This window comes from Herminiimonas sp., from assembly GCF_030655415.1.
This window is the reverse complement of the sequence record NZ_JAURVN010000010.1, coordinates 55803-73541: the sequence shown is the minus strand read 5'-3', so window position 1 is coordinate 73541 and position 17739 is coordinate 55803. Positions and strand designations below refer to the sequence as shown.

Here is a 17739-nt window from a genome sequence, read left to right as displayed (position 1 = left end):
CCCGCTGCGCTTACGCAAGAGCGGGACATTTTTCAGCTTCGTGTAATCACAATTGCGGGTGCTGCTGTCTGACCCGGATGCTGGCGTTCGCGCAGCAGCTTCATTTTCCGCCAAACAGATCGTGCGCATCCAGAATCGCGTAGACGATTTCCGGATTTCTATCCAGACATTTACGTATCGCCGCTGGAATCGTTTGCCGGATTTTTTTGCAGAGACCCGGCCGCTCCAGCAGTTCGATATTCAAGCCGCGTACGGTGCGCACTTCATTCAAGCCTGGTGCGATTTGTAAAACAATACCTAACTGCGCGTACATGCGTTCGATCATGTGCTGCAAATCGGCATAGGAAGAAATACTTTCTATACGCAGAATCAGCTTCTTCTCTTCCATCTTGGTCAACTGCAGGATGCGCACATCGCCGGCTGGATCATTCAGCAAACTTTCTCTATCGCAGACGCAAGTACCGGGCGGGCACTCGGTGCGTAGTGCAACATTTGCAGAGAAAATAGGCGCTGGCAACATGGGCTTGCGATCAGTTGGTATGCGTAGAATTTTATATCGTTACTAAGATTTGATAGACGAAGCTTACGATCGCAGGTTCAAACCTTTTTGACGAATTCCGTTTTCAGACTCATCGCACCGAAACCGTCGATCTTGCAGTCGATGTCGTGATCGCTATCGACCAGGCGGATATTCTTGACCTTGGTGCCGACCTTGATGGTGCCGCCAGATCCTTTCAATTTCAGATCCTTGATCACGGTGACGGTATCGCCATCCTGCAGCACAGTGCCAGCGGAATCGCGATACACCTTGTTGCCTTCTTCCGCAGATTCTGCGGCTTGCTGAACTGGCCATTCGTGCGCACATTCCGGGCAGATGTACATGCCGTTATCTTCGTAGGTATATTCGGAATTACATTTGGAGCATGCAGGTAAAGCGCTCATGGAACATCCTTAGCGGTGAGGCGATTGCCGTAAAAGGGCGAAGTATACTGCGTGCCCGCTGGATTCGGCCTCTTTATAGATGTAGGGACGAATCCAAATCTCCCTGCGACAATCCTTAAGCCGCCTTAAACCAGTATTTCCGCTGACTTTTCCTGGCAAACCACCTAAATCAAAATAATTAAATTTATTTTGAATCGACTGCATCCAAATCCGCATCTGGTGGGTAGTACTAGTATCAGCGCATAAATTTCCGATATCCGGATACTCCAGCTGATCACTTTTTTTAACTACCAAGGAAAACATCATGCAAATCACTCTCTCCGCCGTTGCGCTCGCTTCCGCTGCTGTTTTGTTGTCAGCATGTTCGACCACTCCTATGTATTCGCAAGATGCGTTGCCACCAACTGTGCAAGTTCCAGCTGGTAATACTGTCTCACTGCAAACTGTTGGTGCAGGCGATATCACTTATGAATGCCGCGTTAAAAAAGATATGGCTGGCCAGTTTGAATGGGTTTTCGTTGGTCCTGACGCAGTGTTGTCGGATCGTAGCGGCAAAGCAATCGGTAAATATTTCGGCCCACCAGCAACATGGGCAAGCAATGACGGCTCGAAAGTTACGGCTACTCAGTTGGCAGTCGCTCCAGCTGGTGCGGGCAACATTCCATTCCAGTTAGTCAAAGCAAATCCAGCAACCGGTAGCGGCGCAATGACAGGTGTGACATACATCCAGCGCGTAGCGACTAAAGGCGGCGTAGCGCCAGCGACAGCTTGCGGTGCGGGTAATGTCGGCACCAAGGAAATCGTTAAATACCAAGCTGATTACATTTTCTGGAAAGCTGCTTGAGCTTAATTACCAAGCTTAGTTATCAAGTTTAATGATTAAGTTTAATTAAGCGCGAGGAAGACATTGGCAGGCAGATTGCGTCCTATATAATTAATTGGAAATAAATCGGTATCACTCATTCCAATTTTTTAAAGACAGACTATTTTGCCTGCCGACTCAGACTCCTTTGATTACAACGCTGCCTTGCATGATTGCGCCTTGGGCGACGAACATGCGTTGAAGCGCATTTATCTGCAAGACAGCAAGCGTCTGCTTGGTGTGGCTTTGCGCATCGTGCGTGAACGGCATTTGGCCGAAGACGTAGTACACGATGCCTTCGTCAGTATTTGGAATAAAGCTGCCAGTTTCGATGCCACTCGTGGTGAAGGTCGAGGCTGGATCTACAGCGTGGTGCGGCATCAGGCACTGAACATGTTGCGGGATCGTGATCGCGAAGTGTATGCGGACGAAGAAGCCATCGACAACATGCAGCAACAGAATGAGGAATTGATCGTTGATCAATTTGAATTGAATGCCAGCCTGGGACAATTGCAGGATTGTCTGTCCCATCTCGACGGCGCCAAGCGCAACAGTATTTTGTGCGCCTATGTTGATGGCTGCAGTCATAGTGAAATTGCGCAACGCCTGAATGCGCCTCTGGGATCAGTGAAGGCGTGGGTCAAACGTGGTTTGGCCGCATTGCGGGAGTGCATGGGATGAATGAGTCATTTGACGAACTGCAGCAACTGGCAGGCGAGTATGTGCTGGGCACACTGCCTGCAGCGCAACGTCAGCAAGTCGCGCAACGTATGCAGAGTGAGCCACTATTACGGAATATTGTTGACGAGTGGGAGCGCCGTTTTTTACCGTTGGTTTCGCTGGTAGAAGAAGAGGAACCCTCATCGCAATTATGGCCGCGTATCGTAAAAGATTTGCGTCGCCAATCAGCAACGGCGCAATCTAGTTGGGCCGCGTGGTGGAATGATCTGCGCTTCTGGCGTGGACTGGCGGCGAGTGGTTTTGCTGCGGCTGCAGTGCTGGTCGCCGTAATGCTGGTGCGGCCAACGACACCTGCATTGGGACCGAACTTTATGGTGGTGCTGGTTGAGCCGCAAGAACGTACGCCGGGCTGGATAGTGCAAACCAGCGCGGATAAACAATTGACCTTGACGCCATTGCGTAAGGACACCGTACCTGGTCAAAAATCCTTGCAGTTCTGGACCAAGGGCGAGGGCTGGGACAAACCGGTTTCTCTAGGTTTGGTCGAGCCAGGCAAAACCGTTACATTGGCTTTGGATAAATTGCCACCTATGCAGGCCAATCAGTTGTTTGAAATTACGCTGGAACCAGAAAACGGTTCGCCTACAGGCAGACCAACAGGTCCTATCCTGTTTATCGGCAAGGCAGCAAAAATGACATGATCGCTGCGGCGTTCATGTCATGCAAGGTAGTTTTGGGAATGCTTGCGGCTATGTAGAAATTATCCGATTGAATCAATCGGATAATTTTTGAATGTTTGACGAGCCGCTGGTCTGACTCAGATCGGGATGTTTATTTGCAGTAGGACTTCAACTTCAAGTAGCGCTCTACATCTTTTGTATTTGCGCCTACTCTAATCACTGCATTTTCCAGTTCGCGTGGGGTTCGTTCAAAACGATCTGCCCAATATCGAAGTTCATCTTGCTGATCGACTCTGATATGCATCAAATCTGCTGGTGCGCGATTCATGGCTGCTATTGACATACGTCTCTCCCTTTGTCTCGGCTGAAAGTGTTTGTCAGATTACTGATGTCTCTAAGGACATTCTTCAGTGACTTTAGTGTCGCGCTAAGTTCTGGAAAATTCAAGCACTAAATGTTGGATTTTTTGCGTGACTGAGAAAAAAGTTTTGCTTACGCGGCCAAGACTTTTGTTTTTGATATGAAAATCTCAAAAACATATGGGCAATTTGAATTCGGCAGTGAAGACGAAGGCTGGCAGCCAACAAAAAAAGTACGGGAAGGGCGCTGCGCAAGTGGCTTATTAGTCGCCGAACTTGCGCAGATTGTGCAGGGAATGAATTCTCTTTCAGATCAATGACATAGCTCGCTTGCACTCAGCTTATCCACAGGGCTGTGCACAAAAAGCGTGGATAACTTTTTGCGCAGGGTTTTGTTTGCCGCACGCGTCTGTTATCCACTCTTGCTGTGACTGTTGTGCGGTGAATGTTAAGCAAACACCGCCGCCCATAAAGCAACAACAGCTGCAATTTCTGGCGCGACGCGTTCCATTTCAACCCGTGCCCGTTCCGCTCCCTGCAGTCGAATCTGATGTTGCAGTTTGCGGAATGTTCTATACGCATCGGCTACGGTGCCGGCCAAGCTTGCATCGATCAGTCCCAGCTCACCACACAACTTCAGCAAGCCAATATTGCCAATATCGCCGGTCAGACGTGGATGTTGAGCCGCATCGCGCAGCACCAAAAATTGCACCATGAACTCGATATCGATCATGCCGCCGTTATCGTGCTTCAAGTCGAACAAGTCAGTACGGTTGGGATGCGCGTCGTGTAGCTTCTTGCGCATTTCCAGCACTTCTTTTTTCAATGCAACCGGGTCGCGTGTCTGACGCAATACGCTTTCACGTATCGCCTCAAAGCGTGCACCTATTTCCGCGTCGCCAGCGCAGAAGCGAGCGCGTGTCAAAGCTTGATGTTCCCAAAGCCAGGCAGAGGTAGTTTGATATTTCTCGAAAGAAGAAACGGTGGAAACCAGCAAACCGCTGGCGCCGTCAGGGCGCAATGCAATATCGACGTCGAACAAGATGCCGGCTGGCGTATGCGCCGTCATCCATGTGATGAAGCGTTGCGCCAGTTTGGCATAAAGCGCAGGCGCGTCCTGGTCATCATCATCGTATAAAAAGATGACGTCCAGATCAGAGGCATAGCCGAGTTCTTTGCCGCCCAGTTTGCCGTAGGCAATCACGGCAAATTTCGGATCTTCACGATGTCGATTCGGCAAACCTTTCCAGATGGTTTGTATGGTTGCTTCCACCAGCTTGTCTGCCAGTTCGGATAAGTGATCGGCCAGCCGTTCCACGCTCATGTCGCCGACCAGATCCTGCGCCAGCAATCGTATCAATTGTGCGTGGTGCATTTCACGCAGCACATCCATCTGGCGTTCAGTATCGCCTGGCGTCTCATCCAGTTGCTGGCGGCAATCGCGCGCGAATGCATTCCAGTCCGGCGCTGCTTTCAAGGTTCTATCATCCAGCAGTTCGTCCAGCAGTAGCGGATGGCGCGTCAAATATTTTGCTGCCCAGTCGCTGGCGGCGATCATGCGGATCACGCGTTCCAATGCATGTGGATATTCAGTCAGCAAGGCAAGGTAAGCGGCACGGCGCGCAATCGCTTCGAGGAAATCAAGCAGGCGCCCCAAAGTAGTTGAACGCGCTTCCGTCACTTTGGCAATCAGCGGCAGCGAGGCATTGACCAGTGCCACCAATTTGTTGCGACTCGCTTCCGGTAACGATTGCAGACGCGGTGAATGCCAGGTGGATAGCAGGCGTTTGGCTGAATCACCAGCATGGTCGAAAGACAGACTGGTTAGATACGCTTCGATTGCCTGTTCGCTATCGGAATCTGTCAGCACTGCATTCAAGTCTGCAGCGACATGTTGGTCGGCGCCATTGTCATTCGTTTTGTCGCTGAAAATCTCGTCGAAATGTTTTGCGACCAACGTGCGCTGTTCTTCTAGCGCACTCAGTAAAGTCGGTACATCGTGGTAGCCCATCATCTTTGCAATCGTCAGCTGGTCGCCTTCATTCGCAGGGAAATTGTGGGTTTGCGCATCGTCCAGATATTGCAATCTGTGTTCCAGATTGCGCAGGAAAGTATACGCATGCAGCAGTTGATCGACCACTTCCGGCTTGAACAATTCTTTTTCGGCCAGCGTGCGCAAGGTGTTGCGCGTCGAACGATCACGCAAGGCAGCGTCACGACCACCGCGTATCAGTTGATGAACTTGCGCGAGGAATTCAATTTCTCGTATGCCGCCGCGTCCCAGCTTGACGTTGTTGCTGCGATCTGGATGACGTGCTTCTTGCCGAGTGACTTCGGCGCGTATCTGCGCGTGCATATTGCGGATCGCGTCGATGGAACCGTAATCCAGATAACGTCTATAGATAAAGGGCCGGATAATTTTTTCCAGCGCGGCAATGTCGGATGGCTTGCCGGTCAGCGCACGCGCCTTGACCCATGCATAGCGCTCCCACTCGCGACCTTGCACGATCAAATATTCCTCCACCATATTGAAGCTGGCGGCCAGTGGGCCGGACGCGCCGTTCGGGCGCAAGGCCATATCAACGCGGAAGGTAAAGCCGTCCTCGTTGATTTCCGATAATGCAGCTATCAGCTTCTTGCCCAGTCGGATAAAGAATTCGTGATTCGACAGCGGCCTTTGTTCCGGCGTGGTGGTGCGGGTTTCGCCATCTTCGGCATACACGAAGATCAGATCGATATCTGAAGAAACGTTCAATTCGCCGCCGCCCAACTTGCCCATGCCGAGCACAATCATTTCCTGCGGCTCACCCGATTCGTCACCGATAGGCGTGCCATGATTGGCAATCATTTCTTGCATGACGGCAGCCAGGTGTGTCTGCACTGCAAAATCGCCAAAAGCCGTCATCGTATCGACCACTTCGGCCAGATCGGCTTGTCCGCTCAGATCGCGCTGGATCAGCGTTGCAATGATCAGATTGCGCAGGCGGCGCATGGCAGCTGGCAGCGAGGCGCCGGCTTCTGCTTCGTTTTGTAAGATTTCAGCGAAGATGGCTGAGTTCAGGGATAATCTGCCGACTTCGGCAACCTTCTGCGCGCGCGATTCATGCGCATTGATCCATCGGGAATAGAACCGGGAAGCAGTAATTGGAGTCAAAGAGTGGTTCGTCACGGGCTTGGTAGTATCCTAGGGTTCTTGTAGTCGAGCTTGGAGATTAAAGCTCCGTTTAAATTTATGCCAGCCGATTGCTTGCCAGCCTGTTTTATTCTACGCGAAGTAGATTTGCCGACCTTTTGATTGATGCATATAGATCCACGCCCACCTGAACAGACCCTGACTGCCGATCGGCTGCGGCTATGCTGGCGTGCGATTCAACAATCGGCGCGCTTCACTAATAACGTCGGTTGCCGCATTCTCGGCTGGTCCTTGAAGTTGCTGCTGGTTGCCTACTTCATCTTCTGCGCGCTCTTCCTTACCTTGCGTTATGCGGTCTTGCCGCAAATCTCTGCTTACCGCGTCGATGTAGAACAAGTCGCGACCAAAGCGATAGGACGCAAGGTTTCCATAGAAACCATTGCTGCCTCGTGGCACGGCTTGCGGCCGCATTTATCGCTGGGCAATGTTGTGATCTACGACAAGGATGGCGGCACCGCATTGCAATTGCCGGCAGTGTCGGCCACGGTTTCCTGGTGGTCGCTGGTCGTTGCCGATCTGCGCTTGCATAGTCTGGAAATCGACAAGCCGGATATGGATATTCAGCGCGATGCAAACGGCAATTTTTATGTCGCCGGATTATTGGTCGATTTGAAAAAAGGTGGCGATGGCAAGGCTGCCGACTGGGTTTTGTCGCAGCGTGAAATCCGCATCAAAGATGGCCAATTGCGCTGGCAGGATAATTTACGCGTAGCACCGGAATTGCTGCTCAGCGACGTCAACATCGTCTTGCATAACGAAGGTCGGCAACATCAATTTGGTTTGAAAGCGACGCCACCGGCAACGATCGCTGCGCCGCTGGATATACGCGCCAATTTCAATCATCCGATTTTTTCTCAAAAAGTTTCTGATGCATCGCGCTGGACTGGCCAGCTCTACACCGATTTGCGCGATAGCGATCTGGCAGCGTGGAAGACTTATCTCGATTTTCCCTTCGATTTACAGCAAGCCAAAGGTTCTATGCGCGCTTGGCTGTCCTTTGATCATGCGCGGGTTGCCGACTTCACGGCTGATTTAAGTTTGTCCGATGTATCCGTGCAGCTGCGCAAGAATATGGAGCCGCTTGCATTGGCGAATGCGAATGGACGGATTTCTGTGCGCGAAACTCTGGATGGTGCGCCACGCGATGGCGTGCCGACTTTTGGTACGCAGGGGCATACGATTTCGGTGGTTGATTTTTCTCTGGAAACGTCTGATGGGTTGAAGTTGCCGAAGACCACGATGAGCGAGCATTACGTTGCGGCTAAAAAGGGCGTGCCAGAACGGATAGAGATTCAAGCGAAGTCGCTGGATCTGCAAGCGTGGACAGCTTTTGCCGAACGCTTGCCTTTGCCGGAAACGCAGTTGCACTTGCTACAGGATTTCTCTCCACGTGGGCAGTTAAAAGATTTTTCCGCGCAATGGCAGGGTGCATATCCACATATTTCTTCTTACAAGGTTAAAGGCGATTTTGTTGGCTTGGCGCTGAGTGCACAAGCTGCTCGTCCAGCGCGTGCCGCCAGTGCGATTTTGCCGGCGCAAGCGGCGATCCCTGCGATTCCCGGTTTTGAAAATTTGACTGGGCATGTCGACGCGAGTAATCAAGGCGGGACGTTTACGCTGGCATCTGAAAAAATCAAACTGGATTTGCCTGGTTATTTTGCAGAGCCGGAGATGGATCTTGACGCATTGAAAATGGATGCGAAATGGACCTTCCAGAAAAACGATCAGTTGCTGCTGGAAGTGCCAAAGATGAGTTTCGCCAGACAGGGTTTGTCCGGCTCTTTTTCCGGTACACATCTGATGTCGCTGCAAAAACAAACCCCACGCGCACTCGGTACTCTGGATTTGACCGGCAGTTTGACGGGACTTGAATTAAACAAGGTGCGCGAGTATCTGCCTTTAAGCATGGGCGAACATTTCCGTTCGTGGCTTGGTAATGCATTGATCGACGGCACCTTGCGCGATGGCACTATCAAGGTCAAAGGTGATTTGAATCACTTCCCGTTCCGTACGCAAAAGCCTGGTGAAAAACCAAAGGGCGAATTCATCTTTGGCGGCAAGATCGATAACGGTGGTTTGAACTACGCGCCCGACATGTTTGGCAAAGATGGCAAGTCACCGATGTGGCCTTTGCTGGAAAAAGTAAAAGGCACAATTCTGTTCGATCGCACCCGTATGGAAATCAAGGGTGAAAGCGGCAAAACTCACGGTACAGAAGTATCGAACGTGAAAGCCGTAATCGCAGATTTGCTGTCCTCAGAACCGGTACTTGAAATTGACGGTCACGCCGCTGGCACTTTGCAAGACATGGTGCAATACACGGTAGACAGCCCGGTCGCAGGATGGATAGGCCACTTCACTGATGAAACCAAAGCAACAGGTAATGCCACCCTCGCACTCAGCTTGAAGTTGCCTTTGCATCAAATGATAGAAGCCAAGGTGCAGGGCGCGCTGAAGTTTGCCAACAATAATGTGATTTTGCAGAATGGAATCCCAAGCTTGATGCAGGCGAACGGTCAACTGGATTTCGATGAAAAAGGTTTGACGCTGAAAGGCATCAAGGCGAATTTCCTCGGTGGTCCTTTGACTGTTACAGGCGGCACGCAAAAAGACGGCAATATTTTAATCAAGGCTGATGGCACGCTGTCGGCTGCCGGTTTGCGCACCAACTATCCTGCGCCGGCCATGCAGAAGCTGATAGACAAGATTAGCGGCAGCACGCGTTTCGGCGCTTCTATCAGCGTCAAGAGCAAGCGCGTCGAGATCCTGGTTGATTCCAATTTGCGCGGCTTGGGTCTGGCTTTCCCTGCGCCTTTGCGCAAGGCTGCAAAAGACGCATTGCCACTCAAGATAGAACAAGCCAGCCTGCCGTCCGACAATGCGGCGGTCATGCGTGATGGCATCAAACTTTCACTGGGTTCGTCAATGGTGGCGAATTATCTGCGCGAGAAAAACGCAAACGAACCATCTGCCGCTTGGCATGTGGCGCGTGGTGGCATAGGCGTTAATACGCCAGCGCCAGAGCCTGATAGTGGCTTGATGGTGAACGTCAATTTACATACGCTGAATATTGACGAATGGGTCAGCGTCGCCTCGTCGATTAGTGCAGCGGGCGGCAAGAGCGCGCAGCCTGTTCAGAACGCACAAAAGAAAATTGTCGAAGCATCAGATGCACTCAACATGACGCAATACGTAGAGCCGAATGTGCTGGCCGCGCGTGCGACTGAGCTGATTTTGATGGGGAAAAAATTTGACGAGGTGGTAGTGGGCGTCTCGCACGAAGGCAGCGTGTGGCAGGCCAACGTCGACTCCGCGCAAGCGTCGGGTTACCTGACTTGGGTGGAGTCTTCATCTGGTCGCGGCTTGGGTAAAGTCACTGCACGTTTGGCTTCAATGGTGATCCCTAAATCAGTTGGTTCCGACGTCAAGGGCTTGATGGATGGCGTAGATAGCACAACAGAAATGCCGGCACTGGATGTCGTCGCTGAGAGTTTTGAACTATTCGGTAAAAAACTTGGACGTCTTGAATTGCTCGCGAATTATGTGCGTGCGACAGAAGGTCGCGAGTGGCGCATACGTAATCTTTCGTTGGCTAATCCGGATGCGACCTTTAAGGCTAAAGGAAACTGGCTGGCCAAAAATGGCAGCAATGTTTCCAGCCTTGATTACATTTTGAATATTAACAACGCAGGTAACTTATTGAATCGATTTGGTTTTGCCGATGTGCTGCGTGGCGGTAAAGGCAAAATGGATGGTGAGATCAGTTGGAATGGTTTACCGTTTTCTTTTGATGTGCCTAGTCTGAACGGCAACATCAATCTGGACATCGCATCAGGACAGTTTTTGAAAGTTGAACCTGGTGCCGCCAAGTTGTTGGGCGTATTGAGTTTGCAATCGATACCGCGCCGTTTGACGCTGGATTTCCGTGATGTGTTTTCAGAAGGCTTTGCGTTTGATGGCATCAACGGCAATGCGCAAATCACCAATGGTGTGGCGAGCACCGACAATTTGAAAATGCGCGGCGTTAGCGCGACAGTGCTGATAGACGGCAACGCGGATATAGCGAAAGAGTCACAGAATTTGCGCGCGGTCGTGATTCCAGAAATCAATGCAGGCGCTGCATCAGTTGCCTATGCGCTGGCGATCAATCCTGTCATCGGTGCGGGCACCTTCCTGGCGCAGTTGTTCTTGCGTGAACCTTTGATGCGCGCATTCACGTTTGAATATGCGATCACCGGAGCTTGGAGTGATCCGAATGTCGTCAAGATCGATCGCAAGGCAGAGCACGCGCCCGGGACTTCGAATTCAAAAATTGCAGACACCATTACGAAGGGTTGAATGATGACGATCACGACCAATGCTGGCGCGCGAGTGGCCGCAATTCAAATGATTTCCGCGCCTTCGATTGCAGAGAATATTGCGACTGCCAAACGTCTGATTGCAGATGCGGCGCAACAAGGTGCGAATCTGGTTTTGCTGCCTGAATATTGGGCGTCGATGGGCATGCATGAAAATGACAAACTGGGTTTGGCCGAACAGATCGACATCGGGCCTATTCAGACTTTCATGGCCGAGACCGCGCGTGAACATCAGATTTGGCTGATAGGCGGCACCTTGCCGATGGCCGCCTTGGTCGCCGACAAGGTATTGAACTCAATGATGGTTTATAACCCGGCTGGCGAGCGGGTTAAGCGTTACGACAAGATTCATTTGTTCAGCTTCACCAAGGGCGCGGAATCGTATGACGAAGCACGCACGATTGTCGAAGGTACCGAAGTCACCACCTTCGATGCACCGTTTGGCAAAGTGGGTTTGTCGGTCTGTTACGACTTGCGTTTTCCCGAGTTGTATCGCGCGATGGGTGATTGCACCTTGATCGTGGTGCCGGCGGCATTCACGTATACAACCGGCAAAGCGCATTGGGAAATCCTGTTGCGCGCGCGCGCCATTGAAAACCAATGCTACGTCTTAGCAGCAGCGCAAGGCGGCCGTCATCAAAACGGCCGCACCACATGGGGTCACAGTATGCTGATCGATCCGTGGGGCGAAATCAAAACCGTGCTGGCAGAGGGCGAAGGCCTTGTAATTGGCGACATCGAACCCAATTATTTATCTGGAATCCGGGAAAATCTTCCTGCCTTGAAACACCGTAAACTGTAGTCTTACTGATAAGTACATTTCAGTGTTTCCTCGGGCTTTGAGCCAGATGCTCTACAATTCGCTATATATATATATTAACTTCCGAATCAATTTTGTTTGCGCCTCAACGCGCAAATGGCAAATAAACAATGACTCCATTTGAACCAAATCTGAAAACCCTGGCCGTTGCGCGTGATGTATTACTGACGCCTTTCGGCCTGGATGAATCCATCCTGATCAAAACATTGGGAACGATGTTTACGCATCGCGTCGATTACGCAGATTTGTATTTCCAGTTCACGAAAAGTGAAGGCTGGAGTCTGGAAGAAGGCATCGTCAAAACCGGTAGTTTTTCTATCGATCAAGGTGTTGGTGTGCGCGCCGTATCTGGCGACAAGACAGCGTTTTCATATTCGGATGAAATCTCCGAACGCGCCTTGAATGAAGCCGCGATTGCGACACGCACGATTGCGCGTCAAGGTTCAGGCAAGATCAAAGTCGCTTCGGCAATTCAGCAAGTCGGTGGCCGTGATTTGTATTTGCCTAACGATCCACTGACCTCGCTGGACGCAACTGAAAAAGTAAAACTGCTGGAAAAAATTGAACGCATCGCACGCGCAAAAGATCCGCGCGTAGTGCAAGTGATGGCTGGCCTCGCCGGTGAATACGATGTTGTATTGGTCGTACGCAGCGATGGTGTGCTGGCAGCTGATATTCGTCCACTGGTGCGCGTCTCGATCACAGTAATCGCAGAACAAAATGGCCGTCGCGAAATGGGTTCCAGCGGTGGTGGCGGTCGCTACAGCTATGGTTATTTCAGCGATGAGTTGCTGGAAAAATATGCGAGCGAAGCAGTGGCCTCCGCACTCGTCAATCTTGAAGCACGTCCAGCTCCTGCGGGCCCAATGACAGTCGTACTCGGACCTGGTTGGCCAGGTGTGTTGTTGCATGAAGCGATTGGTCACGGGCTGGAAGGCGATTTCAATCGCAAGGGTTCCAGTGCGTTCTCAGGTCGTATCGGCGAGCGCGTCGCGGCCAAAGGTGTGACTGTTGTCGATGACGGCACCATCGCCGATCGTCGTGGTTCGCTGAACATCGATGATGAAGGCAATCCTACGCAATGCACGACGCTGATCGAAGACGGTATCTTGAAGGGTTATATTCAAGACACGATGAATGCGCGTTTGATGAAGATGCCTGTCACCGGTAATGCACGTCGTGAATCCTTCGCGCATTTGCCTATGCCGCGCATGACGAATACATATATGTTGGGTGGCGACAAAGATCCTGCAGAAATTCTGGCATCGGTGAAGAACGGGTTGTACGCAGTCAATTTTGGCGGCGGTCAGGTTGATATCACCAACGGTAAATTCGTGTTTTCGGCGAGTGAAGCCTACATGATCGAAAACGGTAAAGTCACTTACCCAGTCAAGGGCGCAACCCTGATCGGTAACGGCCCGGATGTATTAAACCGCGTCTCGATGATAGGTAACGACATGCGCCTCGACAGCGGTGTTGGTGTCTGCGGCAAAGAAGGTCAGAGCGTGCCGGTCGGCGTGGGCCAGCCTACCTTGCGTATCGATGGCGTGACAGTAGGCGGAACAGCTTGATGTTTGTTGGCATTCTTCCAAAATTTGTTTGAATGCCAATGCATTTTCCAAGCTTTTCTTGCCAATTCAGCTGAATTATTGCAATATTACCGACAGATAAAACAGATTTCAGTTACAGACATGACTACTTCGCGCTTCCAATTTTATTTTTACTTTAGCTATTCCAGCCTAATGGCGGTGGAGAAGCGGTAAGCGCGCAGGTAAAAAAGCTTAAACCGAAATTCTTTAAAAACCGCCCGCGATGGCGGTTTTTTATTTTTTGCAGAACAGATTTTGACTGGGGAAAAACATGCCACGCACAGATGATTTACGAATTCGAGAAATGAAAGAACTGACCCCACCGTCGCATTTGATACGCGAGCTCGGTGTCTCCGAAAAAGCGGAGACCACCGCTGCTGATGCGCGCATCGCTTTGCATCGGATTTTGCACGGACAGGATGATCGCCTGATGGTCGTGATCGGGCCGTGCTCTATCCATGACACCAAGGCTGCGATGGAATATGCAAATCGCCTGGTTAAAGAACGCGCGCGTTTTGCGGGCGAACTGGAAATCGTGATGCGCGTCTATTTCGAAAAACCGCGCACCACGGTTGGCTGGAAAGGCTTGATCAATGATCCATACATGGATAACAGCTTCCGCATCAATGACGGTTTGCGGATTGCGCGCGAACTGCTGTTGAACATCAATGAACTGGGTCTGCCAGCCGGTACTGAATTCCTCGACGTCATCAGTCCGCAATACATTGCTGACTTGATCAGCTGGGGCGCGATCGGTGCGCGTACAACTGAATCGCAAGTCCACCGCGAACTGGCTTCGGGTTTGTCATGCCCGGTCGGCTTCAAGAATGGTACTGACGGCAATGTGAAAATTGCAGTCGATGCGATCAAGGCTGCATCGCAGCCGCATCATTTCTTGTCGGTGACAAAGGGCGGTCATTCGGCGATTGTTTCGACCAGCGGCAATGAAGATTGCCACATCATTTTGCGCGGTGGTAAAACGCCTAACTATGATGCAGCCAGTGTTGAACAAGCTTGCAAAGATATCGCAGCAAATGGTCTCGCATCGCGTTTGATGATCGACACCTCGCATGCCAACAGCTCGAAAAAGCCGGAAAATCAAATCCCGGTTTGCGCCGATATCGCGCAGCAAGTTGCTGGCGGCGATACGCGTATCGTCGGTGTGATGATTGAGTCGCACTTGGTTGCAGGTCGTCAGGATCTGGTTCCAGGCAAAGAGCTCGTCTATGGCCAATCGGTGACCGACGGTTGCATCAGCTGGGAAGATAGTTTGGGCGTGTTGGAAGGTTTGGCTGAAGCCGTCAAACAACGTCGTTTGAAAGATCCAGACGCATAAGCAATTGCATTGTGATTAGTCGCAGAAGCAGCGGCGCAGAAATAAAAAACGGGCACTGAATCAGTGCCCGTTTTTTTATTACCTGATGATGACTAGTAGCGCTTCGTCAATACCATCTGATCGCCGTCGCGTCGCATTTCAGTACGACTCAAGAAAGACATCCCGAGCAGGATAAACGGCAAACCACTTTCCTGAACCAAACCGTCAACTTGATTCAAGACTATATCTCCAACTTTCACAGAATTCAGTCTTACCTGATAAACGGGCGCCACGCCGTTTGCTGTATTCACGTATCCAGGTTGTCCTTTTTTGTAATCGATGCCCATACGGATTGCATCTGCTGCCGGGATTGCCACCAACGTGGCACCGGTATCCACCAGCATGCGTGCCACGCCGCCATTGATCTGTCCTTGCACCATGAAATGTCCTCGCGAATCGGCTTGCAAAGTCACACTGGACCCGGCCGAAGGCACGACGCGATTCACGTGCCCACCAATATCAATTTTTTGCTTTTTGCCACTGGCATCGAAGGTGGCCGTGGTTTCGTTGACATCGACCAGCTTGATGCCGGAAGTCACCGTGTTACCGACTGAATAAGTCTTGGGCGAGCCGCCATCGATTACCAGTACAGCTTTGCCGGGGAATAGGCCAATCACGCTAATATCTGCGGCCTGAGCCTGCAGCGCGATGCAGCAAAAGAGAGATGCGAGCAGCGATCGTTTCATGGCAGATATCGTTGTATGAAAACAATGATTCTGTCATGAAACGTCGGCGATTTGGAAAGAAACGCGAACAGGCGGAATCGCAACAAACCGCCAAACTTGAGATTGAAATGCCGGCCCAGAGAAATTACGAGCCGATTCACCCAGCGTAGTTATGTCTTAGTCACGGAAGTTATTAAATTCCAACGGCAGATCGGCAACTTCCTTGCGCAACAAGGCCATTGCATCTTGCAAGTCGTCGCGCTTGGCGCCGGTGACGCGCACTGCATCGCCCTGGATGCTGGCTTGCACTTTCATCTTGCTGTCTTTGAGGATGCGCACGATTTTCTTGGCAGCTTCGGTTTCGATACCGTTCTTGATCTTGACGACTTGCTTGACCTTGTCGCCGCCGATTTTTTCAATCTTGCCGCGATCGAGGAAGCGTACATCGACATTGCGTTTGACCAATTTGTTGGTCAGCACGTCCAATACTTGATTCAACTGAAATTCCGAATCTGCATACGCAGTCAGATCACGATCCTTTTGCTCTACGCGGGCATCGCTGCCTTTGAAATCGAAACGCGTGGTGATTTCTTTTCCTGCCTGGTCGACAGCATTTTTTACTTCGACCATATTGGCTTCAGAGACGGTATCAAAAGACGGCATGATGATTTTCCTTTTATTGCCTGGTGCGCGGCAGATGCCTGCGACATGCCAGATGTTAATTCAGATTGTGCATACGATTCGTCCGTCATTCTAACGGACAAAAAACCGAGGGGCTAGCCTGCCGATGGTGAGCAGCGATTATAATCGCCCACTATGGCTCATTCTCTACCGATTCAGTACGATTTTTCCCTGCGCAACCATAACACCTTCGGGGTGGAAGCAAACGCGCATGCGTATCTGCCGATTACGTCCGCCGCTATGTTGGTTGATGTTAAAAGTGATGCCACGCTGGCTGCAATGCCGCGCCTCGTATTGGGCGGCGGCAGCAACATTCTGTTGACCAAGGATTTCCCCGGCCTGGTTTTGCATATGGAAATCAAGGGAATCGAAATCGTCGGCGAAGACGAAGATGCAACTTACGTACGTGCCGCCGCTGGCGAAAACTGGCATCAGTTTGTGCAATGGACCTTGCAGCATAATCTTGGTGGTCTCGAAAACCTCTCACTGATTCCCGGTAGCGTTGGCGCTGCGCCTATCCAGAATATCGGTGCTTACGGTATAGAAATCAAAGACCGTTTTCATACACTGACCTTGTTTGATTTTGAAACCGGCGAGCAAACTACGCTGGATAAAGCTGCCTGCATGTTTGGCTATCGCGATAGCGTATTCAAACATCGTTTGCGCGATAGAGCAGTCGTGCTGGATGTGACCTTTGCCTTGCCTAAAAAATGGCAATCCGCAATTCGTTATGCCGATGTCACACAGGAACTGGCGGCGCGCAAGATTACAGAGCCGACCGCGCAAGACATAGGCGCGGCAGTGATTGCGATCCGCACACGCAAATTGCCTGACCCCGCAGTGATAGGCAATGCCGGAAGTTTTTTCAAAAACCCAGTCGTCACTCCATTGCAACGTGACGCGCTGCTCGCGACTTATCCGCAGCTGGTGAACTACGCGCAACCGGATGGTAGCGTCAAACTCGCTGCAGGTTGGCTGATCGATCAATGCGGCTGGAAGGGCAAGAGCGCCGGTGCTGCTGGCGTCTATGAAAATCAGGCACTCGTGCTGGTGAATCGCGGCGGTGCGAGCGGCGCAGACATTGCGCAACTCGCTGCGGCTATACAGGCCGATGTGGCGCAACGCTTCGATGTGCAACTCGAACCCGAACCAATCTTTCTTTGATACTCAGGACCAAATAATGGAGTCGAAAATTTTATTGCCGGTACTGGGTAGCTATTTCGTGCTCAGCTTGCTGAGCTTTGCCGCGTATGCGATTGATAAATCGGCGGCGCGCAAGGGTGAATGGCGGATTAGCGAAAGCAATCTGCACATACTGGATTTTCTTGGTGGTTGGCCTGGAGGATGGTTGGCGCAAAATTTTCTGCGACATAAAACCAGCAAAGCTTCATTTCGGCGTATTTACTGGATAACGGTGCTACTGCATTGTGCTTGTGTAGCGTGGCTACTGTCGCCTTACGGCAGGGATACGCTGCATGCGCTGGGTAATGGCTGAAGCAATTTATACGCGCTTGTACTAACTTCTAAACCGTCA

At 51.2% G+C, this 17739-nt stretch carries 16 protein-coding genes; 10 read left to right on the top strand and 6 right to left on the bottom strand.

Going from position 1 to position 17739, the window contains the following annotated elements; translation table 11 throughout:
* Positions 1–100: 100 nt before the first annotated feature.
* Both Q7T66_RS08060 and Q7T66_RS08055 read right to left on the bottom strand, forming a co-directional pair.
* Positions 101–520: a hypothetical protein gene (locus Q7T66_RS08060; protein WP_304932821.1), complete on the bottom strand. Its 420-nt coding sequence runs from the start codon at positions 518–520 to the stop codon at positions 101–103.
* 77 nt (positions 521–597) lie between these two features.
* Positions 598–942 (bottom strand): zinc ribbon domain-containing protein YjdM, encoded by a 345-nt coding sequence (locus Q7T66_RS08055; protein ID WP_304932820.1) that lies wholly within the window; start codon positions 940–942, stop codon positions 598–600.
* Positions 943–1246: 304 nt separating this feature from the next.
* On the opposite strand from Q7T66_RS08055, the gene Q7T66_RS08050 reads away from it, so the two are divergent.
* From Q7T66_RS08050 to Q7T66_RS08040, 3 genes are all read left to right on the top strand, one after another.
* Entirely contained in the window at positions 1247–1786 is a 540-nt protein-coding gene (locus tag Q7T66_RS08050; protein ID WP_304932819.1) for a DUF3455 domain-containing protein, read from the top strand.
* 144 nt (positions 1787–1930) lie between these two features.
* Positions 1931–2485 (top strand): sigma-70 family RNA polymerase sigma factor, encoded by a 555-nt coding sequence (locus tag Q7T66_RS08045; RefSeq protein WP_304932818.1) that lies wholly within the window; start codon positions 1931–1933, stop codon positions 2483–2485.
* Complete coding sequence (locus Q7T66_RS08040) at positions 2482–3186, top strand: anti-sigma factor domain-containing protein (RefSeq protein ID WP_304932817.1); 705 nt, start codon at positions 2482–2484, stop codon at positions 3184–3186. The genes Q7T66_RS08045 and Q7T66_RS08040 overlap by 4 nt, the downstream gene beginning before the upstream one ends.
* Positions 3187–3316: 130 nt before the next feature.
* Here Q7T66_RS08040 and Q7T66_RS08035 read toward each other — a convergent pair whose 3' ends face one another.
* The gene (locus tag Q7T66_RS08035) at positions 3317–3508 is read right to left on the bottom strand and encodes a DUF3606 domain-containing protein (protein WP_304932816.1); all 192 of its coding nucleotides are present in this window, start codon (positions 3506–3508) and stop codon (positions 3317–3319) included.
* Between the two features lie 177 nt (positions 3509–3685).
* Here Q7T66_RS08035 and Q7T66_RS08030 point away from each other — a divergent pair, with 177 nt between their 5' ends.
* Positions 3686–3844 carry a hypothetical protein gene (locus Q7T66_RS08030; RefSeq protein ID WP_304932815.1) on the top strand — a complete coding sequence of 53 codons (159 nt, stop codon included), beginning with the start codon at positions 3686–3688 and terminating at the stop codon, positions 3842–3844.
* A 128-nt stretch (positions 3845–3972) separates the two neighbouring features.
* Here Q7T66_RS08030 and glnE read toward each other — a convergent pair whose 3' ends face one another.
* Positions 3973–6693: a bifunctional [glutamate--ammonia ligase]-adenylyl-L-tyrosine phosphorylase/[glutamate--ammonia-ligase] adenylyltransferase gene (gene glnE, locus Q7T66_RS08025; RefSeq protein ID WP_304932814.1), complete on the bottom strand. Its 2721-nt coding sequence runs from the start codon at positions 6691–6693 to the stop codon at positions 3973–3975.
* A 129-nt stretch (positions 6694–6822) separates the two neighbouring features.
* Between glnE and Q7T66_RS08020 the strand changes: the two genes are divergently transcribed.
* From Q7T66_RS08020 to aroG, 4 genes are all read left to right on the top strand, one after another.
* Complete coding sequence (locus Q7T66_RS08020; RefSeq protein WP_304932813.1) at positions 6823–11055, top strand: YhdP family protein; 4233 nt, start codon at positions 6823–6825, stop codon at positions 11053–11055.
* Between the two features lie 3 nt (positions 11056–11058).
* Entirely contained in the window at positions 11059–11877 is an 819-nt protein-coding gene (locus Q7T66_RS08015) for a carbon-nitrogen hydrolase family protein (protein ID WP_370691624.1), read from the top strand.
* 128 nt (positions 11878–12005) lie between these two features.
* Entirely contained in the window at positions 12006–13466 is a 1461-nt protein-coding gene (gene tldD / locus Q7T66_RS08010; RefSeq protein WP_304932811.1) for a metalloprotease TldD, read from the top strand.
* Positions 13467–13755: 289 nt separating this feature from the next.
* Positions 13756–14820: a 3-deoxy-7-phosphoheptulonate synthase AroG gene (gene aroG / locus Q7T66_RS08005; protein ID WP_304932810.1), complete on the top strand. Its 1065-nt coding sequence runs from the start codon at positions 13756–13758 to the stop codon at positions 14818–14820.
* Positions 14821–14912: 92 nt separating this feature from the next.
* Here the strand turns inward: aroG and Q7T66_RS08000 are convergent, their stop codons facing one another.
* Both Q7T66_RS08000 and Q7T66_RS07995 read right to left on the bottom strand, forming a co-directional pair.
* Positions 14913–15545 carry a TIGR02281 family clan AA aspartic protease gene (locus tag Q7T66_RS08000; protein ID WP_304932809.1) on the bottom strand — a complete coding sequence of 211 codons (633 nt, stop codon included), beginning with the start codon at positions 15543–15545 and terminating at the stop codon, positions 14913–14915.
* A gap of 156 nt (positions 15546–15701) precedes the next feature.
* The gene (locus Q7T66_RS07995; protein WP_304932808.1) at positions 15702–16187 is read right to left on the bottom strand and encodes a YajQ family cyclic di-GMP-binding protein; all 486 of its coding nucleotides are present in this window, start codon (positions 16185–16187) and stop codon (positions 15702–15704) included.
* Between the two features lie 153 nt (positions 16188–16340).
* Here Q7T66_RS07995 and murB point away from each other — a divergent pair, with 153 nt between their 5' ends.
* Both murB and Q7T66_RS07985 read left to right on the top strand, forming a co-directional pair.
* Positions 16341–17369 carry a UDP-N-acetylmuramate dehydrogenase gene (gene murB, locus Q7T66_RS07990; RefSeq protein ID WP_304932807.1) on the top strand — a complete coding sequence of 343 codons (1029 nt, stop codon included), beginning with the start codon at positions 16341–16343 and terminating at the stop codon, positions 17367–17369.
* Between the two features lie 16 nt (positions 17370–17385).
* Positions 17386–17700: a DUF1294 domain-containing protein gene (locus Q7T66_RS07985; protein ID WP_304932806.1), complete on the top strand. Its 315-nt coding sequence runs from the start codon at positions 17386–17388 to the stop codon at positions 17698–17700.
* Positions 17701–17739: the final 39 nt, after the last annotated feature.

Coding starts and splice junctions, on each gene's coding strand:
- Q7T66_RS08000 (WP_304932809.1), bottom strand. CDS start 15,545: ATGAAACGATCGCTGCTCGCATCTCTCTTTTGCTGCATCGCGCTGCAG.
- Q7T66_RS08055 (WP_304932820.1), bottom strand. CDS start 942: ATGAGCGCTTTACCTGCATGCTCCAAATGTAATTCCGAATATACCTAC.
- Q7T66_RS08035 (WP_304932816.1), bottom strand. CDS start 3,508: ATGTCAATAGCAGCCATGAATCGCGCACCAGCAGATTTGATGCATATC.
- Q7T66_RS08060 (WP_304932821.1), bottom strand. CDS start 520: ATGTTGCCAGCGCCTATTTTCTCTGCAAATGTTGCACTACGCACCGAG.
- aroG (WP_304932810.1), top strand. CDS start 13,756: ATGCCACGCACAGATGATTTACGAATTCGAGAAATGAAAGAACTGACC.
- Q7T66_RS08050 (WP_304932819.1), top strand. CDS start 1,247: ATGCAAATCACTCTCTCCGCCGTTGCGCTCGCTTCCGCTGCTGTTTTG.
- Q7T66_RS08015 (WP_370691624.1), top strand. CDS start 11,059: ATGACGATCACGACCAATGCTGGCGCGCGAGTGGCCGCAATTCAAATG.
- Q7T66_RS08030 (WP_304932815.1), top strand. CDS start 3,686: ATGAAAATCTCAAAAACATATGGGCAATTTGAATTCGGCAGTGAAGAC.
- Q7T66_RS08020 (WP_304932813.1), top strand. CDS start 6,823: ATGCATATAGATCCACGCCCACCTGAACAGACCCTGACTGCCGATCGG.
- Q7T66_RS07995 (WP_304932808.1), bottom strand. CDS start 16,187: ATGCCGTCTTTTGATACCGTCTCTGAAGCCAATATGGTCGAAGTAAAA.
- murB (WP_304932807.1), top strand. CDS start 16,341: ATGGCTCATTCTCTACCGATTCAGTACGATTTTTCCCTGCGCAACCAT.
- tldD (WP_304932811.1), top strand. CDS start 12,006: ATGACTCCATTTGAACCAAATCTGAAAACCCTGGCCGTTGCGCGTGAT.
- Q7T66_RS07985 (WP_304932806.1), top strand. CDS start 17,386: ATGGAGTCGAAAATTTTATTGCCGGTACTGGGTAGCTATTTCGTGCTC.
- Q7T66_RS08040 (WP_304932817.1), top strand. CDS start 2,482: ATGAATGAGTCATTTGACGAACTGCAGCAACTGGCAGGCGAGTATGTG.